The sequence below is a fragment of the Nocardia sp. NPDC057663 genome (assembly GCF_042799895.1).
Classification (GTDB): domain Bacteria; phylum Actinomycetota; class Actinomycetes; order Mycobacteriales; family Mycobacteriaceae; genus Nocardia.
Genome location: NZ_JBHVHX010000005.1, coordinates 43,693 through 62,131 on the forward strand (window position 1 = coordinate 43,693; position 18,439 = coordinate 62,131).

An 18,439-nucleotide genomic window follows, 5' to 3' on the forward strand; every position below is an offset into this window, starting at 1 on the left:
CGGCCGCGCGCTCTCAGGTGGACGACCGCACCTCCGCCAGACTCGCCGCCGCGATCTCGCGCAGGCCGTCGTGGATGGCGCCGTCACTGCTCAGCGGCGCCAGCACGCAGGCGTGCACGGCGTCGAGCTCGCTCACCCCGGCCGCGACGAGCCGCGCGGCCGCCACGAGTACCCGGGTCGAGGGTGGTTCGAAATGGAAGACACCGTCGGCCTTGCGGATGGCGACCGCGCACCCGACCAGCCGCCGGGCCACCGCCGGATCCACCGCGGTCTCGGCGGCCAGCAGCTCGGCCTCGCGATCCGGTGGCAGGTAGTCCATGGCGATGGTGACGAACCGTTGCCGGAACGAGGGTTTGAGTTCCTTGAGTGAACTGCGGTAGGCGGGGTTGTAGGAACAGACGAGCATGAACGGATCGGGTGCGGCCACGACTTCGTCCGCGCGATCCAGGAACAGGGTGCGGCGGTGGTCGGTGAGCGCGTGCAGGACCGCGAGGGAATCGTGCCGGGCCTCGACCACCTCGTCCAGGTAGCAGATCGCCCCGGACTTCACGGCCCGGGTGAGCGGGCCGTCGGTCCAGCGGACGTCACCGCCGGCGACCATGAACCGGCCGACCAGGTCCGAACTGGTCAGGTCGTCGTGGCAGCTGATCGTCACGACCGGCCTGCCCAGCAGCCTGCCCATGTGTTCGACGAAACGGGTCTTGCCGCACCCGGTGGGTCCGGTGAGCATCACCGGCAGTCGTTGGCGATGTGCACCCTCGAACAGGGGCACCTCGATGCCGCCGGCGAAGTACGGATCTGTGTTCATTCGGCTACCAACTCTCGATGGATCTGGGCCAGGGCCCTGGGCAATTCGTCGACCCGCCCGATGCGGCGGGACCGCCGGGGCCCGAAGACCTCCGGCAGGGGGTCGACCCGGGTCGGGCCGACCCCGAGATAGAAGATCCGGACCCCGGCGTCCTCGGCTTCTTCCACGGCATGGGCGACATCGGCCCAGGCGTAGCGTCCTTCGTAACCTTCGTCCGACATCAGCCCGTCGCCGATGACGATCAGCAGTCTGCGCTGGGACGGCTGATCGACGAGCCGGGCGGTCAGGTGGCGCAGGGGCGCGCCGAGCCGGGTGTAGCCCCCGGTGACCAATCCCAGGCTGCCCGGGTCGACGAAATGCGGGTCCTGGAAATCCTTGAGACAGTCCACCTGCACCCGGTGCCGGGTGTTGCCGGTGAACACGAAGATGCCGTGCCGCTCCCTGGCCAGGGTCATTGCCCGCGACAGGGCGTCCGCGCAGTCGAGTTCGAGCCGGAAGACCTGCCCGCCGTGCACACCGAGCGAGGAGCTGCCGTCCAGCAGCAGGGCGGTACTGACATCGCGGGACGTGTGCGCCAGTTCGCGGAAGATCCGTGGCTGCGGCGCCCGGCCGGTGCCGGCGTCGGCGACATAGGCGACGTAGCGGTCGATGTCGATATCGGATCCGTCCTCGAGCCCGGTACGCATCGCGCGGTGGGTGTTGTGTTCGAACCAGCGCCGGACATCGCCCGACACGGCGGTGACCGGGGTGTTGCGGGTGGGCAGCTTGCGTTCCAGCACGGCGACATGGTCGGGCAGGAACGCACCGGTCCAGCGATTCCACTCCGGGTAGGGGATACCGGCGCGCTGGTCGGCCCAGATCTCGACGTCGTCGTCCTCGGGTCTGCTCGGCGGGGGCAGGTTCGCGTTGCGCGCACCGCCGTCCCCGCCGACCGGGACCGTCAGCGGGCGGTAGGAGTCACTGCGCGCCGAGGTCCACGGCATCCGGGCATACACCCGGCGCACGGCCGAGGCCAGGGCGCCGCGGCCGACCGCACCAGACGGCAGCGTGCCGAGCAACGAGTGCGTCGCGAGTACCTGCCGGGTCCCGGCCAGTTCGAGTGCCCGATCGAGCATCCGGCCACCGTCGAGATCTTCCTCGTGCAACTCCAGATGAGTTAGCACCCTGCGTAATTCAGGTAGCAGACCCGGCAGCCGGGCACCGACCCAGGCGGCGGCGACACCGCCTTCGACCAATGACAGCGCCGCCCGCTGCCGCGGCGACAACTCGTGCAGCGCAAACTCGGCGATCCGGTCTTTGGACGGCGAACACTGCAGTGCGACACCGCAGGTCAGGGTCGTGCGAGTCCAGTCGGCGTCGATCGGCGGGTACGGGACCTGTACGATGCGACGTCCCGCGCTCAGACCGAATCCCCGGTGTTCGCCGGTCATCAGACGCACATCGGTGCGACGGCGTTCGGAGAAGGCCACCGCGGTCACCGCGCAGCTGCGCTCGATCGCGGATGCCCGTGTGGGATCCATCGGTCAGTCTCTCGCGACGGCGGTGCGGTCGGTCGCGAAATCGACGGTCGCGAAGTTGACGGTGGCCAGCGCCGCGAGGCTGTCGTCGGGCCCGCCGTACACCTCGACCTGCACGACGATCGAGCGTTTGCCCGCGTGCATGACCGTGCACTGCGTGCGCGCCGCGCCGTCGGTGACGGGACGGAAGTAGCGCACACTCAGGTCCGAGGTGACCACACCGGCGTTCGGTGGCCGGTGCTCGAGCGCGACCGTGCCCGCGGCGATGTCGACCAGGGTGGCGATCAGGCCGCCCTGCAGGCCTCCGGAGGTGTTGACCACGTGTGGCGCGACGGGCAGTTCCCAGTTCGGTGTGCCCTGGCTGTCGGTACTCTTGCGGAAACCGATGTGATCGAGCAGCCCGCTGATGTGGCGAAGGGTTGTCATCATGGCATTCACTCCTGGCCGGTGCCGGAACCGGCGAAATACGCGCGGACCGCGGACAGATCCGCCTTGCCCGACGGGGTACGGGGGATAGCGTCGACCAGCGCGATATCGGTGGGAATCTCGTAGCGGGCCAAGCGGGTTCGCAGATGGTCGAGCAGATCGGCGACCTCGGTCCGGCGATCGGGGCGCAGTTCGACCATCGCCACCGGGGTCTCGCCGAGGCGTTGGTCGGGCCGGGCTACGACGGCGGCGCCGCGCACCGCCGGATGCGCCTCGATGGCCGTGCGCACCTCGTCGGGCATGATCTTGAATCCACCGCGGATGATGGCCTGATCGGCACGTCCCAGGATCCACAGGAAGCCGTCGGCATCGATGCGGGCGATGTCGGTGGTGCGGATCCAGTCCGTCCCCGGCCCCAGCTGGCCGGGTATCACCTCGAGCAGTCCCGGGCTGTCCGGGCCGAGTTCGGTGCCGTCGTCCCCGACCACCCGCAATCGGGCACCACCGCTGGCCCGTCCGACACTGCCGCGCTTGGCCCGCCAGAACTGCTGATGATCGGCCAGCGTCCATCCCGCGACCCCGCCGCCGAATTCGGTGGCGGCATACGAGGTCAGGACCGGGACGCCGAACTTCTCCTGGAAGGCATCGGCGTCGGCGGGCGACAGGGGAGCGGTGCCGGAGGTGACTGCCCGGACACCGGCGAGATCATCAGCGGTGAGATCCGAGTGCAGCACCATGCGGAGCGCGGCAGGCACCAGCGAGACCGCACCGGGCCGGTGTGCGCGCACCACGGCGGCCCAGCGGTCCAGCTCGAAACGCGGCAGGAAGACGAACGGCCGTGCGGTGAGCACACACTGCAGGATCCGGAACACGCCGCCGATGTGCACCAGCGGGGCATTGACGATCGCGACACCGGTCCGCGGCGCGGCGGGTACCGGATGGCGATCCGGATCGGCCCCGAGCACGCTGCGCCACAACATGTCGTAGGTCAGGTCGACCCGCTTGGGCGGGCCGGTCGTGCCGCTGGTCAGCATGCGGACCGCGGTCACCGGTTTCGTCGCCGCCGCACCGGATTTCGCCGGTGCTTGCGCCGGTTGTCCCTCGAGACCGTCCACCGCCAGGGTGGTGGTGCCGGGATCGACCAGGGCGGTGAGATCGCCGGTGTTGCCGATCACCAGCGGCAGGTCCAAGGCGGTGATGTCGGCGCGGATGCGGTCGTCACCGCGGGCGGGGTTGATCACGACCACCGTGCCGCCCGCGAGCAGGACACCGAGGAACGCGGCCACATGTTCGGGGCGGTTGCGCAGCAGGATGCCCACCGGCTGTGCCTGCGGTACGTGGTCGGCGGTGCGGTGTGTCGCGGTGGCGAGTTCGCCCCAGGTGAACCATGTTCCGTCGAACTCGATCGCCCGGGCATCGGGTGCGAGGTCGAGGATCTGCCGGATCCGGGTGCTCAGCGGGTGGTCGTGCGGCTGGGTCATCAGCGGATCCTCGGTTCGATCGGGGTGGCGGGCCTGCTGTCGCGGGCGGCGGCCAGTTCCGCCGTGGCGATCGGATTGCCCAGGCGGGTGTAGACGAGACCGTGCTCCATCGCGGCCCGGTAGGGCTTGTCCAGGGATTCCCAGATCGCGCGCACCGTGCCCTGGGTAGCGGTCGGCGGTTTGGCCGCGATGCCGGCCGCGATGGCATGTGCGCGCTCCCAGAGCTGTTCGCGGGCAACGATTTCCGAAACCAGACCGATCCGCAGCGCGGTGTCGGCGCAGACCCGCTCGTCATTGCCCATCAGCGCGATGCGCAGGGTCTCGCCGAGACCGACGCGGCGCATGAGCCCGATCGGTTCGAGCGCGCAGACCAGCCCCGCCGAGACATGGGAGTCGAAGAAGGTGGCTTCCTCCGAACAGATCACCACATCGGCTTCGTTGACGAAGTAGAACGCGCCCGCCGTGCACATCCCCTGCACGGCGCACACCACCGGCTTCCACATCTTCTGCCATTTCGGGCTCAGCGCCTCGCCGGGATCCTCGTGGTGCCAGATCCCCTCCGGCTGGCCGTAGGGCACCTTGATGTCGAGGCCCGCGGAAAAGGCGCGCGTGCCTGCCGCGCGCAGGACGACGGCGTTCACCGAGTCGTCCAGGCGGATCCGCCGCCAGACCTCGCGCATCTCCTCGCACATGGTGCGGTCGAAGGCGTTGAGCCGGTCCGGGCGGTTGAGCGTCACCGTCGCGACCCGATCGCGCTCGTCGACCTCGAACAGCACGGTGGAATAGGGGGTGCTCATCGGCACTGCCAGATCGGGTCGCGCTTCTCGACGAAGGCCTGCGGTCCCTCGAGGGCGTCCTCGGTGCGGGTGACCCGCTCCCGGAAGGATTCGGCGAGCATCTCGGCCTCGTGCAACGGCACGTCCAGGCCCTTGACGATGGCCAACCGCGTGCCCCGAACAGCCAGGGGCGCATTGGAATTGACGATATCGCCGATCTCGCGCGCGCGTTCGAGCAGGCGGTCGTGCTCGACCACCTCGGTGATCATGCCGAGTTCGTAGGCCCGGTGTGCGCTCATCCGCTCGTGTTTGCCCATCAGGGCCATCCGCAGCGCGACGGTCCGGGGCAGCACCCTGGCCAGGCGCACGACCTCACGACCGGCAACCAGCCCGATGCTGACGTGCGGATCGAAGAAGGTCGCCCGGTCCGAGGCGATGACGATATCGCCGGTGGTCACCCAGTCCAGCCCGGCGCCGCAGCACAATCCGTTGACCGCGACGATGATCGGCTTGGTCATGGTGCGGAACGGAGGCGTGCCCTCCTGCGGTGCCTCCCACTGCTCGTAGGTCGACAGGTAGGGGCGCTCGTTGACCACCTTGCCGTCGCCCGGTATCTCGCTGACGTCGGCACCGGTGCAGAACGCGCGGCCGGTCCCGGTGACGATCAGCAGCCACACCTTGTCGTCGCGCTCGGCCTCGTCGTAGGCGGCCCGCAGCTCGGTGATCATGTGCGGGCTCAGCGCATTGAGGGCGTGCGGGCGGTCGAGCGTGATGGTGGCCGTGTGCCCGTCGACCTCGTAGCCGATGGTGTCGAACGGCATGCTTGCCTCCTGGAGACGAGGGTAGTGAAACATACTGTTGCATGTACAGTAGACAATACCGTCGGTCTCCCGCCAGGGTGGCCGCGATGCCCCGAGAAGAAAAGAGCTGCGATGGCCGAGCCTGGAACCGTGCCACCGGACACGGCGCGAACCGACCGCAGGCCGACGGCCCGCTTCGGCGCGGAACCCCTGGCACAGACCGTCGCCGCAGCCGCGACACTGCGCCGCGTCATCGGCCTGCTGCTCGCCTTGGAGCACCCGCACCCGACCGTCGACGCGATGCTGTCCGAGCTGTCGGGACGGGAACGTGAGCTCGCCGCCGCGGTGCCGCCCGATCCGGCGCCGCGATTCGCCGGCGACCCCACGGACCGGCGGGTGTACCTGAATCACGCCTTCGACATCGGCGCGTTCAATCCCTGTTTCCCCGAGTACGTCTTCGACCACCTCGACACCACGACGGCGCGGGGCCGCATCACCTTCCCCCTCGTCCACGAAGGGCCGCCCGGTCTCGCGCACGGCGGTTTCCTCGGTGTCTTCTTCGACGCCGTGGTCCAGCATCACAGCTGCGCGTCCGGGGTGGCGGGCAAGACCCGATCGATGGAGGTCACCTACCGCAGGCCGACCCCGATTCTCACCGAACTCGACTTCGACATCGTGCGTGTGCTGAGCGACCACGAGATCGAATCGACCGCCCGCATCCTGCGCGACGGGCAACTGCTGTGCTCGGCGGTCGTACGCACCGTCGCCGTGCCCATCGACGGCCTGCCCACAGCGCGTTTCGGGCCCCGTACCACCCGTCCCTGACCGCGACCCGTGCGGCCGCCGCCGACCACCCCGAGAAACCCAGGAAGAGATAGCCGATGACCGTGTCCCCTGCCACCGACGGCCGTGTGCTCTACGAGCTCGATCCGGACCGCCGGATCGCCACCATCACCCTGAACAACCCGGCCCAGCGCAACTCCTACGATGCCGCGATGCGCGACGACATCGCCCGCTGTCTCGACCGAGTTGCCGACGACGACGACATCACCGTGGTGCTGCTGCGCGGCGCGGAGCAGGTGTTCAGCACCGGCGCCGATATGAACAACGCCTACGGCTGGTACGGCGAGCGCGCCGCCGCCGACGGTGAGCGCACGGCACCGCGCAGGCCCAGTCAGCGCAGACGGCTGACCGTGGACCGCAAGTCCTTCGGCTTCTACCACGAGTTCCTGGGCTTTCCGAAGGTCACCGTCGGCGAGATCAGCGGGTACGCGCTCGGCGGTGGGTTCGAGATGGCCCTGATGACCGATATCTCGGTGATCGCCCGTGACACGCGAATCGGCATGCCCGCGGCCCGGTTCCTCGGTCCCGCGCTGGGCAGCCTGCACATGTTCTTCCACCGGCTCGGCCCGGTGCTGGCCCGCCGTCTGCTGTTGACCGGGGACATCGTCGAGGCGGCGAGTGTGGAGCAGCTCGGTGTGTTCACCGAGACGTGTGATCCCGCGGCGGTGACCGCGCGGGCTCGCTACTGGGCGGAGAAGGCGGCGAAGATGCCCGCCGACGGCGTCGTCATCGCCAAGGAGGCCTTCCGGATGGTCGAACAGAGCCAGGCTTATCAGGGGGAAGAAGTCGCCAGCTACCTCTTCCACGCCTTCGGTACCAACCTGCAGTTCGCCCCGGGCGAGTTCAACTTCGTCAAGACCCGCGCCGAGCACGGCACGAAGGAAGCATTCCGCTTGCGCGACGTGCATTTCCACGTCCCCGAACCCGACCTGGGTTAGCACATCGACGACGAGGCCGGTGCCGGAACTCTGCCGGCACCGGCCTCGCCGGTGTCGATGTCACATGACCAGGCCACCGTCGACCGCGAGGATCTGGCCGGTCACGAACGAGGCGGCGTCGGAGGCCAGGAACACGAAAGCGCCTGCCACCTCTTGTGGTTCGGCCCAGCGCCGCATCGGAATGCGGCTGAGCATCTGCTCGGCGAACCGGGGATCGGTGCGAATCGTCTCGGTCATCGGCGTCGCCGCGGCGGGGGCCAGCGCGTTGACGGTTATCTGATTGCGCGCCAGTTCTTTTGCCAGTGACTTGGTCATGCCGACGATGCCGGATTTGGCGGCCGAGTAGTTCACCTGCCCGAGCGTGCCGACCAGACCCGCGGACGAGGTCACGTTGATGATGCGCCCCGTCCCGTCGGCCGGGAGATACGGCAGCGCCGCCTGGGTACAGCGGAACGCGCCGAGCAGGTGGATGTCGAGCATCCGCAGCACCGACTCCTCGGTGGTGGCACCGAACATCGCGGGCTCGGTGATCCCGGCGTTGTTCACGACGATGTTGAGCGTGCCACCACCGGCCTGCGCCGCGAGTGCGGCGGCGGCATCGGCGGCGGCCCGGTCGCGGACATCCAGTGCTGTCGCGGTGGCCTGCCCACCATCGGCGACGATCTTGTCCGCAGTGGCTTCGGCTGCGGCGCCATCGATATCGGTGACGACTACGGTCGCGCCCTGCGCGGCCAGTGCGCTCGCGACGGCGGCACCGATACCGCCGCCCGCTCCGGTGACGAGTGCCGCACGGCCGGTCAGGTCGAACAGGGTGCTGGTGTTCACAGGGCTCCTCGAACTCGGAAACGGTGGTGGAGTCGGAGATCAGACGACATCGAAGCTCACCGGAAGTGCAGTCGGCGAGCGGAAGGGCTGGCCGAAGATGTGCGGATCACCGTCGGGCAGCAGGGTGATCCCGGTCAGCCTGCGCAGCAGTGCCTCCATCGCGACCCGGGTTTCCATGCGCGCCAGATGCAGTCCGAGGCAGGTGTGGGCGCCGGCGGTGAAACTGATGTGCGGCAGCCGGGGCCGGAAGATGTCGAATTCCTCCGACCGCTCCCAGCGGGATTCGTCGCGGTTGGCCGAGCCGAGGCACAGGTCCAGAACCGCGCCCGCCGGGATGGCGACACCGTCGAGTTCGGTGTCCTCGGTGACATACCGCTGCACCAGCGTCAGCGGTGTCTCGAACCGCAGTCCTTCCTCGATCGCCTGCGGTAGCAGACCGTGGTCCTGCTGGATCGCCGCGAACTGGTCGGGGTGGGTCAGCAGCTGGAAGAGCAGATTGCCCGAGGATCGGTAGGTCGTCTCGAGCCCGGCCGGCAACAGCAGCCGCAGGAAGGAATAGATCGCGCGATCGGACAGCTTCTCGCCGTCGATCTCCGCGGTGACCAGATTGCTGATGATGTCGTCGGCGGGTGCGGACCGTCGGCGCTCGATGTGTTCGAGGAAATACTCCTTGAGGTCTTTGGAGGCCTGCAGTGCCCGGGGTACGTTGCCCGCGTAGCTGATGATCGCCACCGCGGCTTCCCGGAAGAACGGCAGGTCTTCCTCCGGCAGGCCAAGCAGCCGGGCGATGACCCGGGTCGGGAACTCGAAGGTGAAGTCGCGCACCAGATCCGCGCGACCTTCCGCGATGAACTCGTCGATCAGCTTGTCGCAGATCGGGCGGACGATCTCGGGCTCCCACGTCGCCAGCGACTGCGGTTTGAACGCGGCCGACACCAAGTTGCGGTGCGCCTTGTGGGTCAGGCCGTTCATCGCCAGGATGGTCGGCCCCATGAACACCCCGATCGTGGCGTCGTAGAGCTGGGTGCTGAACACCGATCCGTTGCGCAGCGCCTGGTTCACCGCCGACCAGGACACGGCGGCGAAGGTGTCGGTGGGGCGCAGTTCCGCTGGGGTTCGGGAGTAGTCCATCACCGTCCCGTGGAACACGCCGCCGGCGCGCCTGCGTGCCGCGAAGAACGGGTAGGGGTCATGGGGATCGGGCACCTCTGCGACCGTCGCTGCTGGGTCCTCGACGGGACTGTTCACGGCTCACCTCTGACTTCGTCACGCCGAACGGCGGAGTAGATGTAGTTACTGTAAGACATACAGTATAAGAGTCGGCACCGGTCCCGGCAATGTGGCCGGGACCGGTGCCTGTGTCTCGGGGTCAGAGCTCGACGGCCGGTCCGACGGTCATCGGCGCGACGAAACCACCGTCGACGTGCACGTCTTGGCCGTTGATCCAGCGCGAGCCGGAGCCGGTCAGGAAGTCGATCACCGGCACGATGTCGGCGACCGTGGCGTGCCGCCCGATCGTGGCCTTCACCGCATCCAGGACGTCCTTGCCCATCGATGCCTCGAAGTCGGTGAGGATCGGGGTATCGGTCGGGCCCGGGCTGACGGTGTTGACTCGGACGCCGTACTTCTGCCATGCCGACGGCGCCAGCCGCTTGGCGAAGATGATCGCGGCCTGCTTGGACGTGCTGTAGACGGGGTAGGCCGGATCCTGGGTCTGCTGCCAATTCCGCACCGCCGCGACGTCGGTGGCGGCGAGAAGTCCGGTGAGGTCGTCGATACGCTGCTGCCAGCCGAGCGCGGCCACCGAGGCGACGGTGACGATCGCGCCGCCCTGGCGCAGCAGGGGCAGCATGCCGGTGGCGAACAGCCGCATACCGAGGTAGTTCACCGCCAGGACATCATCGGCGGGTGCGGTGCCGGGGACGCCGGCGACGAAGGCCAGGGCGTCCCAGTCACCGCCGATCCGGCCGAGCAGGCCGGCGATGGCCGCCGGGTCGCGCAGATCGCAGATCTCGCGTCGCGCCGCCGGGGTGTCGCCGGGGCGCAGATCCACCGCGAGGACGTGGTCGCCACGCTCGTGAAAGTGGGTGGCAGCGGCGGCTCCGATGCCTGATCCGGCACCGACCACGACGATCCTGCGCTGCTGGGAACTCATCAACTCTACCCCTTCGTAGATGCGACAGAAGTATTTACCGAATGCTTGACAGTAAGCCCAACTATAAATCACTGTTGTGTCCTGGACAACGCGCTCACCGGCGCCGCGTGGCACCACGCCGAACCGGTCGAGCGAGCCGATAATCCGAAAGGGTGCTGATGAGCATGCCGGTCGTCGACGAAGCCGCGAACGTCCTCGCGGATCCCACGGTCTACACCGATGAGAAGAGGCTGCACACCGCGCTGTCGGCGCTGCGGGCGGGAAATCCGGTGGCGCGAGTGGAGGTGCCCGGCTACAAGCCGTTCTGGGCGCTCACCAAGCACGCCGACATCATGGCGGTCGAACGCGCCGACAAGCGGTTCACCAACTGGCCGCGCCCGGTGCTGATGACCGCGCGATCGGACGAGATGCAGGCCGCGGTGGGCATCAAGACCCTGATCCACATGGACGACCCACAGCATCGGGTCGTGCGCGCGATCGCCGCGGACTGGTTCGCGCCCAAGGCCATGCGCGCGATGAAGCTGCGGATCGAGGAACTCGCGGTGCGTTACGTCGACCGGATGCGCGACACCGGTGGCGAGTGCGATTTCGTCAGCGAGGTCGCGGTGAACTTCCCGCTGTATGTGATCATGTCGCTGCTCGGGGTGCCCGAATCGGACTTCCCGCTCATGCTCAAGCTGACCCAGGAGCTCATGGGCAACGACGACGCCGAGCTCACGCGGTCGACCCCGGCGGACGAGTCGATGAACGCGCTCATCGAGATGTTCGCCTACTTCCAGAAACTCACCGAATCGCGCCGCGCACAGCCGACCGACGACCTGGCGTCCACCATCGCGAACGCGACGATCGATGGTGAGCCGCTCTCGGATGTGGACATCGTGTCGTACTACGCGATCATCGCGACCGCGGGACACGACACCACCAGCAGCAGCATCTCCGGCGGATTGCGCGCGCTCATCGACAACCCCGAGCAGCTCGACCGGCTCCGCGGTGACCTCGGGCTCATGCCTCGGGCCACCGAGGAGATCATCCGCTGGGTGACCCCGGTGAAGGCCTTCATGCGCACCGCGGCCGAGGATTCGGTGATCAGCGGGATCACGATTCCGGCGGGTGATTCGCTGCTGCTGTCGTATGTGTCGGCCAACCGGGACGAGGACGTGTTCGACGACCCGTTCCGGTTCGACATCGGCCGCGAACCCAACAAGCACGTCGCCTTCGGGTACGGGGTGCACTTCTGCCTGGGCGCCGCACTCGCGCGCATGGAGATCGGCAGCTTCTTCAGCGAACTGCTGCCCAGGCTGAAATCGGTGGAACTCGCGGGTGAACCCGAGCTCACCGCAACGACATTCGTCGGCGGCCTCAAGCGCCTGCCGATCCGTTTCACCCTGGATTGACCCGGCCCCCGCCGATCCGTTCCCCGCCCCCGCGTGCCGGCTGCGGCACGCTCATCACAGAAGACAGGCCCGAAATGAACCATGCCGATACCTGGGACGAGACCCTCGACGATCTCGAGCGGCGGCGCACCCGTGTGCTCGAGATGGGCGGCCCCGAGCGCGTCGCCAAGCATCGCGGCAAGGGCAAACTCGACGCGCGGGCCCGGATCGAGCGGTTGCTCGACCCGGGTACCTTCCAGGAATTCGGCACCCTGGTCGGCGGCGCGGTCGCCGCCGACGCGATCGTGGCCGGCTCGGGCCTGATCAACGGCGTACCGGTCATGGTCGGCGCCGAGGACTTCACCACTCTCGCGGGCACCATCGCCCCCGGTAGCAATGCCAAGCGCTACCGGCTGGCCGAACTCGCGGTGCGCGACCGGGTGCCACTGGTGATGCTGCTGGAAGGCGCGGGTTTCCGGCCCACCGGCGACCACTACGGCCGCACGCCGACCGATCTGCTTGCCCAGGCCCAGTGTTCGGGCAAGGTACCGGTGGTCACCGCGGTCCTCGGCCCCTCGGCCGGCCACGGTGCGCTCATCGCGCCCGTGGCCGACTTCGCGATCATGAGCAGGCAGGGCGCGATCTTCACCGCGGGTCCGCCGGTGGTGAAGATGTCGACCGGCGAGGACGTCTCGAAGGAGGATCTGGGTGGCCCGGATGTGGCGATTCCCAGCGGGGTCGTCCACAACGTCGGCGAGACCGACGAAGAGGTCCTCGACGAGATCCGCCGCTACCTGTCGTACTTCCCGCCGAGCGCATGGTCCTACCCGCCGGTCTACCTGGCCGACGAATCGACGGAACCCCGTGCGACACCGGAACTCCTGCGCATCGTCTCCCGGGACAACCGCAACTCCTACGACATGCGGGCCGTGCTCGACGTGGTCTTCGACGACACCGACTGGTTCGAGGTCCAGCCCGGCCACGGGACCGCCGTCATCTGCGCGCTGGCGCACCTGGGCGGTCATCCGGTCGCCGTGGTCGCCAATCAGCCGCAGGTGCTGGCCGGGTCGATCGATGCCGACGCCGCGGACAAGGCTGCGCATTTCATCATGGTCGCCGACTCCTTCCATCTGCCGATCATCTTCCTCGCCGACAACCCGGGAATGCTGCCCGGCAGCGAGTCCGAACGGGAAGGTGTGTTGCGCAGCGGCGCGCGGATGTTCGTCGCGCAGACCGCGGCGACCACGCTGAAACTGCACGTGACGTTGCGCAAAGCCTACGGATTCGGCTCGATGGTGATGTCGCTGATCGGATTCGACGGCCAGGCGGGCACATTCGCCTACCCCGGAGCGACGATGGGGGCGATGAGCGCGGCCGCGCTGAGCAATGCCTCGAATGCCGAGGAGGAACTCGCCGCCGAACTGCGCGAGATGGAGTTGACGGCGTCGTACCATTCGGCCGAGCACATGGGCTTCGACGAGCTCATCCGGCCGGAGGAGACGCGCAACACCTTGCTGCGGTCGCTGCAGCGTGGCATCTACGCCCGGCAGGCGGCGGCCCAGCCGGTCGGGCGCACCGTCATCCTGCCCTGAACCGGGCGACGACGAGGGGCCGGGCAGCTGCCCGGCCCCTCGTCGGTGGTTCAGTGATCGGAGTCGGTGAACCGGATGATGCCGCGCAGTCCGGGGGTGCGGTGGATCTCCGCGTACGCCTCGTTGATCTGGTCGAGTCGGTATTCCTTGGTGCCCGCCGCGTCGAGGTCCAGGTCGCCGAGTTTGTGCAGCGCGAGCACCTCGAGGATGTCCTCATGGGGGTTGCCACCGCCGAACAGGGTGGCCTGGATGTTCTTCTGCAGCAAGGCGCGCATCGACAACGTGAGGGGAGCCTCGCCGGCCATGGTGGGGCCCATGGCGGTGAGTACACAGGTGCCCGTTCGTGCGGTCAGGTTCAGCCACGCCTCCAGATCGTGGCCGTCGCGGCGGCTCATCGACGCGATCACTTTGTGACACATGCGTCCCGCGGTCGCGTCCGTGATGGCTGTGGTCGCGGTGGCGATATCGGGGAAAACGCCGGTGGCGCCGAGCTTCTCGGCCTGCTCGCGTTTCCAGGCGACCGGATCGATGACGAACACCCGACCCGCGCCCGACAGCACCGCGCCTTGCAGCGTGGACGCACCGGCCCCGGCCAAGCCGACGATGGCGACATCGTCACCCGGCTGGATCCGCGCGGTGTGCACCGCCGATCCGTAGCCGGTGGTGATGCCGCAGCCGACGAGACAGGCGATCTCGAACGGGATGGAGGGGTCGATCTTGACCACCGAGGCGCGGTGCACCACGGCATAGGGTGCGAACGCCCCGACCAGAGCCATCGGATACACATCGCGGCCACCGGCGGTGACCCGGAAGCTGCCGTCGGCGACCGCGGCACCACCGAGCAGGCCTGCTCCGAGGTCACACAGATTGCACAACCCGGCCAGGCATGGCGGGCAGGTACCGCAGGAGGGCACGAACGACATCGCGACGTGATCGCCGACCCGCAGATCGTCGACGCCCTCGCCGACCTCCACGACGACGCCCGCACCTTCGTGGCCGCCCAGGACGGGGAACCCGGCCAGGCTCAGATCCCCGGTCGCCAGATGATGGTCGGCATCGCACAATCCGGCCGTCTCCATCCTGATCTTGACTTCACCAGACCGCGGGTCGCCGATCTCGATATCCTCGATCGACCACGCCTGGTGCCGGTCCCGGATCAGTGCGCCTTTGGTTTTCATCGGACCTTCTTCGTTGTCTCGAGCTGGGACGTGCTGGCGGCCGGGTCAACGGCCATGGAAGTCCGGGGCGCGGCGCTGCCGGAACGCGGCCAGACCTTCCTTGAAATCAGCGGTACGGCAAGCGAGTTCGAGCGCGTAGAGCTCGTTGTCCATGGCCTCGGGGAGCCCGGTGCCGAGATTGCGGTGGACGGCCTGCTTGGCCAGGCCCAGTGCGACCGTGGGTGCTTTCGCCAGCCGGTCGAGCAGCTCGGAGGTGGCGCGGTCGAGGTCGGCGGGTGCGGTGGTGGCATGGATCAGGCCCCAGTCCGCGGCGTCGGTGGCGGTGACTTTCTCCCCGAGCAGGAGCATGCGTTTCGCCCTGGCGAGCCCGACGAGCCGGGGCAGCAACCAGGTGGCACCGGAATCCGGGCTGAACCCGCGCGGCAGGAAGGGTTCCCAGAACACCGCGTCGGTGTCGGCGAGGGTGAAGTCGGCGGCGAGGGCCAGATTGCACCCGAGCCCGGCCGCCCATCCCCGCACGGTGCATACCACGGGCAGGTGGCCGGCGTGCAGGAGCTCGATCACACGGTGGGCGGTGTGGGGGATCCGGCGGACCAGATCGCCGGCGGGCGGCCTGCGTCCGGAGTCGTTGGTCGAGACCCAGTCGACACCGGCGCAGAAGTGTTCGCCCGCGCCGCTGAGGTGGATGACCCTCAGCTCCTCGTCGGTGGCGGCATCGGTCAGCGCCGCGGTCAGGGTATCGATCATGCCGGGGGACAGGGCATTACGCCGGGTGCGCCGATGCAGGGTCAGGCGCAGTACCGGCCCGTCGCGGGTGACGTCGATCCTGCCCGCGGTGTCCTCATCTTCGCTCACCAACTGCGTGCCACCTTCCGATCATCGACGACCGAGTTACCGTCGTAGATACTGTAAACGATACCGTTCTGTCTGGAGGATGTTCGCGGTTGCGTACGAATTCCTTGCTTTCAACCCTACTGTTACGTATACAGTAGTCATATCTATTCGAGCTGCGGTGCGCCGTACGGCCACCGGGCCGCGGTGGATCGGCACCGGTGGCCGCACGACGGCGCCCGCATGTCGAAGCGACCCCAGTGACACGAGAGGATGTTGATGACCGCGCTCAGCTGTTCGGCGATCGATGTCGGCAACCAGTTCTACGAGCCGCTCGACGCCGTCACCTTCGACGGGCGTTCTCCCCAGGCCGTGCCGGACGACACCGACATCGCCGCATTCTGCGGTCCCGGCAGCGGAGCGCTGCGGTGAGCGAGTGGTCGATCAGCGCGGTCTTCGACGAGATCGCCGCGGCGGTACCCGACCGCACGGCCACGGTCTGTGGCGAACGGCGCCGTAGCTTCGGTGACACGGCGCTGCGCACCCGCCGGTTCGCGAACTTCCTGGCCGGCCGGGGGTTCGGCCTGCACACCGAACGGGCCGAGCTCGACCGGTGGGATTGCGGTCAGGACCGGATCGCGCTGATCATGCGCAACGACCAGTACCTCGATGTGATGCTGGGCTGCCTGAAAGCCCGTGTGGTACCGGTCAATATCAACCACCACTACACCGTCCACGAGATCCGCGACCTGCTGGCCTACCTGCGGCCCCGCGGCATCGTCTACCACCGCTCGTTCGGACCCGTCGTCGCCGAGGCGATGCCCGAGGGGGTCGACCTGCTGCTCTCGGTCGAGGACGGCAGCCGGATCCCCGAGATCGCCGGCGCGACCGGGTACGAGAACGCGGTGACCGTCGGCCGTCCTGAACCGGTGATCGAGACCTCGCCCGACGACCTGGTCATGCTGTGCACCGGCGGGACCACCGGCAGGCCCAAGGGTGTGCTCTGGCGGCAGGGCGACATGTACGTCTCGTCCATGAACGGCGCCGATCACGAAGTGCCGGACGGGCTGCACCAGCTGGCGCGGATGACCGGGCATGTGTGGTTCGCGGTGTCACCGCTGTCGCATGCGGCCGGGATCTGGACCTCGTTCGCGGGCCTGCTGGCCGGGCAGACCGTGGTGCTCTACGACGACCGCGAGCGCTTCGACGCCGCCCGTGCCTTGCAGATCGCCGAGGCCGAGCGGGCCGCGCTCATGACCATCGTCGGTGACGCCTACGCCGGGCCGCTGGTTCGCGCGTTGCGCGCCGGCGACTACGACCTGTCGGCACTGCTGGCGATCGGCACGGGCGGCGCGGCGACGAACCCGGTGCACCGGCACGACCTGCTCGAGTTGCTGCCCCACGCCTACATCGTCGAAGGCTACGGCTCCTCCGAAACTGGGGGAATGGGCTTCGGCCGCAGCACCCGCGGCAACGAGGTCGACACCTTCGCCCCCATGCCCGGCGGCACCGCGGTGTCCCACGACCGCACCCGCTTCCTGACGCCGGGCGAGACCGAGGTCGGCTGGGCGGCCCGGACCGGCCGGGTGCCGCTGGGTTACTTCCAGGACCGCGAGGCCACCGAACGCACCTTCCCCGAGATCGACGGCGTCCGCACCGCGGTGCCCGGCGACCGGGCCACGGTCGACGCCGACGGGACCCTGCGACTGCTCGGGCGCGACGCCCTGGTCGTGAACACCGGTGGCGAAAAGGTGTTCGTCGAGGAAGTCGAGGAAGTCCTGCGCGCCCACCCCGACATCCACGACGCGCTGGTCGTCGGAAGACCCAGTGCCACCTGGGGAAACGAAGTGGTCGCACTGGCGTGCACGGATACCCCGGGTGAGGACATCGCAGCGGCGTTGCGCGCCCTGTGCCGGTCGCGCCTGGCCGGATTCAAGGTCCCCAAGGCGGTGATCTTCGTCGAGGAGATCCGGCGGCTGGGCAACGGAAAACCGGACTACCGGTGGGCCATGCAGCGGGCGGCCGACGCGGCCGCGGAAGGAATCGGAGCATGAGCAAACGCAAGGTCAACGACTGCCTGGTCAATGTGCATTTCGGCGAACGGGAGCAACCCTCCTGGATGCTCGAGGTCCGCGACAACTACTTCAAGGGCGGCAGCTCGATGTACGCCCCGGTCGAACTCGACGCCCTTGTCGGGGAGATGGACGAACAGGGTGTCGAGAAGGCGGTGCTGATGTACTCGATGGTCAAGCCGTCGACGACCGCACTGAAATTCGTCGAGCAGCGACCGGACCGATTCTCCCTGGCGGTCAACGGAGTCGACCTGCTCTACCCGGTCCCGTCCCTGCGGGAACTGTCCGCGCTCGTGCGCGATCTGCCCGTCAGCTACACCACCATCGGTGCCAGCTTCTGGGGTGACGGCCGGTATCCGCCCACCGACGCGGTGTACTACCCGCTCTACTACAAATGCGCGGAAATGGGTCTGCCGCTGTGCATGAACACGGGCATTCCGGGTCCGCCGATTCCCGGTGAAGTACAGAACCCGATCTACCTCGATCGCGTGTGCTACCAGTTTCCGGAGTTGCGGCTGTGCATGATCCACGGCGCCGACCCCTGGTGGGACACCGCCATCCGGTTGCTCCTCAAATACGAGAATCTGCGCTTGATGACTTCGGCCTGGTCACCGAAACGCCTGCCGGACAGCCTCATCCACTTCATGCGGACCCGGGGCAAGAACAAGGTGATCTTCGGATCGGACTGGCCGGTCCTGGCCATGCGCCGGGTGGTGCCCGAGGCACTGGCGCTGGATCTGCCCGAGGACGTGGTCGACAACTACCTCTACAACAACGCCCAGGAATTCTTCTTCGGCGACCGGCCCGTCAGCAGCTGACGCAGG

The 18,439-nt window shown here is 68.2% G+C and carries 18 protein-coding genes; 7 read left to right on the forward strand and 11 right to left on the reverse strand.

Annotated elements, in window-relative coordinates; translation table 11 throughout:
* Nucleotides 1-13: 13 nt before the first annotated feature.
* From ACFVAV_RS13760 to ACFVAV_RS13785, 6 genes are read right to left on the reverse strand one after another with little or no spacing between them, the layout of a single operon-like run.
* Complete coding sequence (locus ACFVAV_RS13760) at nt 14-808, reverse strand: AAA family ATPase (protein ID WP_379034657.1); 795 nt, start codon at nt 806-808, stop codon at nt 14-16.
* Nucleotides 805-2,328, reverse strand: a complete 1,524-nt coding sequence (locus ACFVAV_RS13765; protein WP_379034659.1) for a nitric oxide reductase activation protein NorD — start codon at nt 2,326-2,328, stop codon at nt 805-807. Before ACFVAV_RS13765 ends, ACFVAV_RS13760 begins: the two co-directional genes overlap by 4 nt.
* A 3-nt stretch (nt 2,329-2,331) precedes the next feature.
* Entirely contained in the window at nt 2,332-2,754 is a 423-nt protein-coding gene (locus ACFVAV_RS13770; RefSeq protein WP_379034661.1) for a PaaI family thioesterase, read from the reverse strand.
* Nucleotides 2,755-2,759: 5 nt separating this feature from the next.
* The gene (locus ACFVAV_RS13775) at nt 2,760-4,232 is read right to left on the reverse strand and encodes a class I adenylate-forming enzyme family protein (protein WP_379034663.1); all 1,473 of its coding nucleotides are present in this window, start codon (nt 4,230-4,232) and stop codon (nt 2,760-2,762) included.
* Complete coding sequence (locus tag ACFVAV_RS13780) at nt 4,232-5,029, reverse strand: enoyl-CoA hydratase/isomerase family protein (protein WP_379034665.1); 798 nt, start codon at nt 5,027-5,029, stop codon at nt 4,232-4,234. Before ACFVAV_RS13780 ends, ACFVAV_RS13775 begins: the two co-directional genes overlap by 1 nt.
* The gene (locus tag ACFVAV_RS13785; protein WP_379034667.1) at nt 5,026-5,829 is read right to left on the reverse strand and encodes an enoyl-CoA hydratase/isomerase family protein; all 804 of its coding nucleotides are present in this window, start codon (nt 5,827-5,829) and stop codon (nt 5,026-5,028) included. The genes ACFVAV_RS13780 and ACFVAV_RS13785 overlap by 4 nt, the downstream gene beginning before the upstream one ends.
* Before the next feature lie 111 nt (nt 5,830-5,940).
* On the opposite strand from ACFVAV_RS13785, the gene ACFVAV_RS13790 reads away from it, so the two are divergent.
* Together ACFVAV_RS13790 and ACFVAV_RS13795 are read left to right on the forward strand one after the other, a co-directional pair.
* Nucleotides 5,941-6,633 (forward strand): hypothetical protein, encoded by a 693-nt coding sequence (locus ACFVAV_RS13790; protein ID WP_379034669.1) that lies wholly within the window; start codon nt 5,941-5,943, stop codon nt 6,631-6,633.
* Between the two features lie 56 nt (nt 6,634-6,689).
* A complete protein-coding gene (locus tag ACFVAV_RS13795; RefSeq protein WP_379034671.1) occupies nt 6,690-7,589 on the forward strand; it encodes an enoyl-CoA hydratase/isomerase family protein in 900 nt (299 codons plus the stop codon).
* 60 nt (nt 7,590-7,649) lie between these two features.
* Here ACFVAV_RS13795 and ACFVAV_RS13800 read toward each other — a convergent pair whose 3' ends face one another.
* The 3 genes from ACFVAV_RS13800 to ACFVAV_RS13810 form a co-directional block, all read right to left on the reverse strand.
* Entirely contained in the window at nt 7,650-8,414 is a 765-nt protein-coding gene (locus tag ACFVAV_RS13800) for an SDR family NAD(P)-dependent oxidoreductase (RefSeq protein ID WP_379034673.1), read from the reverse strand.
* A gap of 39 nt (nt 8,415-8,453) precedes the next feature.
* Nucleotides 8,454-9,620: a cytochrome P450 gene (locus tag ACFVAV_RS13805; protein WP_379034675.1), complete on the reverse strand. Its 1,167-nt coding sequence runs from the start codon at nt 9,618-9,620 to the stop codon at nt 8,454-8,456.
* 163 nt (nt 9,621-9,783) lie between these two features.
* Nucleotides 9,784-10,569: an SDR family oxidoreductase gene (locus tag ACFVAV_RS13810; protein WP_379034677.1), complete on the reverse strand. Its 786-nt coding sequence runs from the start codon at nt 10,567-10,569 to the stop codon at nt 9,784-9,786.
* A gap of 158 nt (nt 10,570-10,727) precedes the next feature.
* On the opposite strand from ACFVAV_RS13810, the gene ACFVAV_RS13815 reads away from it, so the two are divergent.
* Both ACFVAV_RS13815 and ACFVAV_RS13820 read left to right on the forward strand, forming a co-directional pair.
* Nucleotides 10,728-11,963, forward strand: a complete 1,236-nt coding sequence (locus ACFVAV_RS13815; protein WP_379034679.1) for a cytochrome P450 — start codon at nt 10,728-10,730, stop codon at nt 11,961-11,963.
* Between the two features lie 74 nt (nt 11,964-12,037).
* Nucleotides 12,038-13,534, forward strand: a complete 1,497-nt coding sequence (locus ACFVAV_RS13820; protein ID WP_379034681.1) for an acyl-CoA carboxylase subunit beta — start codon at nt 12,038-12,040, stop codon at nt 13,532-13,534.
* A 50-nt stretch (nt 13,535-13,584) separates the two neighbouring features.
* Here the strand turns inward: ACFVAV_RS13820 and ACFVAV_RS13825 are convergent, their stop codons facing one another.
* Nucleotides 13,585-14,712: an NDMA-dependent alcohol dehydrogenase gene (locus ACFVAV_RS13825; RefSeq protein ID WP_379034683.1), complete on the reverse strand. Its 1,128-nt coding sequence runs from the start codon at nt 14,710-14,712 to the stop codon at nt 13,585-13,587.
* 45 nt (nt 14,713-14,757) lie between these two features.
* Entirely contained in the window at nt 14,758-15,567 is an 810-nt protein-coding gene (locus ACFVAV_RS13830; protein WP_379034685.1) for an enoyl-CoA hydratase/isomerase family protein, read from the reverse strand.
* Nucleotides 15,568-15,822: 255 nt separating this feature from the next.
* On the opposite strand from ACFVAV_RS13830, the gene ACFVAV_RS13835 reads away from it, so the two are divergent.
* The 3 genes from ACFVAV_RS13835 to ACFVAV_RS13845 are packed head-to-tail and all read left to right on the forward strand — an operon-like array spanning nt 15,823 to nt 18,433.
* Nucleotides 15,823-15,975, forward strand: coding sequence for a hypothetical protein (locus ACFVAV_RS13835; RefSeq protein WP_379034687.1), 153 nt, complete (start codon nt 15,823-15,825; stop codon nt 15,973-15,975).
* Entirely contained in the window at nt 15,972-17,597 is a 1,626-nt protein-coding gene (locus ACFVAV_RS13840) for an AMP-binding protein (protein WP_379034689.1), read from the forward strand. Before ACFVAV_RS13835 ends, ACFVAV_RS13840 begins: the two co-directional genes overlap by 4 nt.
* Nucleotides 17,594-18,433 (forward strand): amidohydrolase family protein, encoded by an 840-nt coding sequence (locus tag ACFVAV_RS13845; RefSeq protein WP_379034691.1) that lies wholly within the window; start codon nt 17,594-17,596, stop codon nt 18,431-18,433. The genes ACFVAV_RS13840 and ACFVAV_RS13845 overlap by 4 nt, the downstream gene beginning before the upstream one ends.
* Nucleotides 18,434-18,439 lie beyond the last annotated feature (6 nt).